Genomic DNA, 2,509 nt, shown 5'->3' on the forward strand with positions numbered 1-2,509 from the left:
GGCCCGGGGCGTCGCGACGGGGGCGGATTCAGGCCTGCGCCCGCAGCTTGGCGAAGCGCTTCACCGCCCGTTCCCGGCGCACGCGCGAGAGCCGCGCGATCCAGAACACGCCGTCGAGCTGGTCGATCTCGTGCTGGAGGCAGGCGGCCCGGAACCCGTCCGCCGCCTCCTCACGCGCGATCCCGTCGAGGTCGTGGAACCGCACCCGGATCGTGGCCGCCCGCTCGACCGGCTCGGACACGCCGGGCATCGAGACGCTGCCCTCCCGGGCGGTGGCGCGCTCGGGCGAGCGCTCGACGATCTCCGGGTTGACGTAGACCGTGGCCGCGCCACCGGGCTCCGGGCGCAGCACGACGAGGCGCCGCCGCACCCCGAGATGGGCGGCGGTCAACCCGGCCGCCGCGGCCGCATCGAGGGCCTCCGTCACGTCGCGGGCGAGGTCGCGCAGGTCGGCGTCGAAGGCCCCGACCGGCTCCGACGGCAGGTCGAGGCGCGGGTCGGGATAGAGGATCAGCGGACGGGCGGCCATCGGGTCGGGATCTCGCGGCTCGGGGGGACGGGCAATTCGGAGGGGATACCGCAACGCCGCGGGGAATGCCGCGTTGGGCTCCCGTCCGCACCGCCGTCCCCGCAGGCGCGCGGGGCAACCTCAGCGATGAGATCGAAAAAGCGCTTGTGCGGTGCAAGAGGCACGCGTAGGGATTTCGCGCAACACGTTTCGGGAGAATTCGGCAATGACCCTTCGTCTTTCCAACAGCTTCGCCGCCCTCGTCCTGGCTACCGCCACCCTGGCCGCCCCGGTCGCGTTCGCCAAGCCGATGAGCGGCGCGCAGGCCGTCAAGATGATCGACACCGACAACGACGGCACCGTCGACATGAAGGAGATCGAGGCCACCGCCTCGGCGACCTTCGACCGCCTCGAGAAGGATTCCGACGGCACCCTCGACAAGAAGGAGCTGAAGGGGCGCCTGAGCGTCGCCGGCCTGAAGCAGGCCGACCCGGACATGGACGGCACGGTCGACAAGAAGGAATACCTCGCCGCCGTCGCCGACCGCTTCAAGGCCGCCGACCCGGACGGCGACGGCACCCTCGACGCCAAGGAGCTGAAGTCCCCCGCCGGCAAGGCCCTGCTGACGCTGATCAAGTAAGTCTCCCGGCGCGACCCTGCGGGGTCGCGAAGCTGACGGCCCCGACGAGCCGCCCCGGAAACGGGTGCGGCTCGTTCGCGTTCGGACGGCGCTCACGCCGCGCGATGGGCCGTGCGAGTCGCGCGGCATGCGAATTCTGTTGACGAATATCAACCACAGGATGCAATCTGCCGTCGTCGTGGGGGCAGGTACAGCATGAGCATCGATCACCCGAAGGTCGCGGTCCAGCCTTCGCTCGTCGCCGAGATGCGCGAGATCATCGAGGAGACCCGCAAGACGGTCGAGGCCTCGCAGGCGGTCCTCGATCGCTGCGCGACGCCGGTCGCGGAGGCGCCGGCGCCCGAGGCGATCGACCCGGCGGCCGAACGGGTCGGCCTGCTCGAAGGCATCGCCGACGGCCTGATCGTCGCCCACGAATATGCCAAGCTCGACGACGACGCGGCGACGCTCGCCCTGGTCGAGAAGGCGATGCTGCATGTCGGCCGCCGCCTCGCCCAGGCGATCGGCCCGAAGAAGGCCGGCATCGCCTGCCACTAGGGCATCTTCAAGCGAGGCGAATGCCGGCTCGCGTGAGGACGATGCGACCTCGCAGCCGTTGAGAGCATCGTCCGGCGAGGCGCCAGCGTGGCCCGGCGTCAGTACTCCCATTCCGCGCCGACGCCGACGCTGGTGCGGCCGTCGCTGCCGGCCTCGCCCTGGATCTTCACCCGGCGCGTCACGTCGTAGTCGATGGTGGCGCCGGTGTCGGCGGGCTTCGCGCCGGCCTTGATGCCGACGCTGAGGCGGTCGCTGAGGTAGCGCGAGGCGCCGAGGGCCGGGCCCCCGCTGGTCCCGGTCGAGACGTCGAGGCTGTCGAGGCCGAGGCCCTTGCGCGCCGCCTCGAACACGTCGACGCCCCCTGCCCCGCCGGAGAGCTGCGACACGGCCTGCGCCAGCTGCAGCGCCTGGAACGGCGACAGGCTGCCCGACGCCTTCTTGAACAGCAGCCGCGACAGCACCTCGTCCTGCGGCAGGCTCGGGTCCGAGGAGATCGCGAAGACCGGGCTGTCGGCCGGGCCCGAGACCGCGATGCGGGCGGTGATGTCGGTGGCCTTGGTCTCGGCGATGAAGTCGAGGTCGGGCGCCGCGATCGCGCCGCCGAAGGTCACGCGGCCGCGGGTGAAGTCGAGGCGCTGCCCGATCACCGCGAGGCGCCCGCGCCGAAGCTCGAACGCGCCGTTGGCGGTCGGGTCGCGCGAGGTGCCGGTCACGCGCAAGCTCCCGCCGAGTTCGGCGTCGATGCCGCGCCCGCGCACGAAGATGCGGTTCGGGGCCGACACCGCCACGTCGAGGGTGGCGTCGAACGGCACGGCGGGCTTGCC

Annotated in this window: 4 protein-coding genes; 2 read left to right on the forward strand and 2 right to left on the reverse strand. The window is 72.0% G+C overall.

Annotation, left to right across the window (positions count from 1 at the left end; genetic code table 11):
• Positions 1 to 28: 28 nt before the first annotated feature.
• The gene (locus tag FV222_RS23010) at positions 29 to 529 is read right to left on the reverse strand and encodes a peptide deformylase (RefSeq protein ID WP_147815727.1); all 501 of its coding nucleotides are present in this window, start codon (positions 527 to 529) and stop codon (positions 29 to 31) included.
• A 205-nt stretch (positions 530 to 734) separates the two neighbouring features.
• On the opposite strand from FV222_RS23010, the gene FV222_RS23015 reads away from it, so the two are divergent.
• Positions 735 to 1,148, forward strand: coding sequence for an EF-hand domain-containing protein (locus FV222_RS23015; RefSeq protein WP_147752526.1), 414 nt, complete (start codon positions 735 to 737; stop codon positions 1,146 to 1,148).
• Positions 1,149 to 1,343: 195 nt separating this feature from the next.
• The gene (locus FV222_RS23020; protein WP_147752525.1) at positions 1,344 to 1,685 is read left to right on the forward strand and encodes a hypothetical protein; all 342 of its coding nucleotides are present in this window, start codon (positions 1,344 to 1,346) and stop codon (positions 1,683 to 1,685) included.
• Between the two features lie 98 nt (positions 1,686 to 1,783).
• On the opposite strand, the gene FV222_RS23025 is transcribed toward FV222_RS23020, so the two are convergent.
• Positions 1,784 to 2,509 (reverse strand): translocation/assembly module TamB domain-containing protein (locus tag FV222_RS23025; RefSeq protein WP_187277438.1); only part of this gene is annotated, 726 nt, incomplete at its 5' end.

Source organism: Methylobacterium sp. WL103 (assembly GCF_008039885.1).
GTDB lineage: Bacteria > Pseudomonadota > Alphaproteobacteria > Rhizobiales > Beijerinckiaceae > Methylobacterium > Methylobacterium cerastii.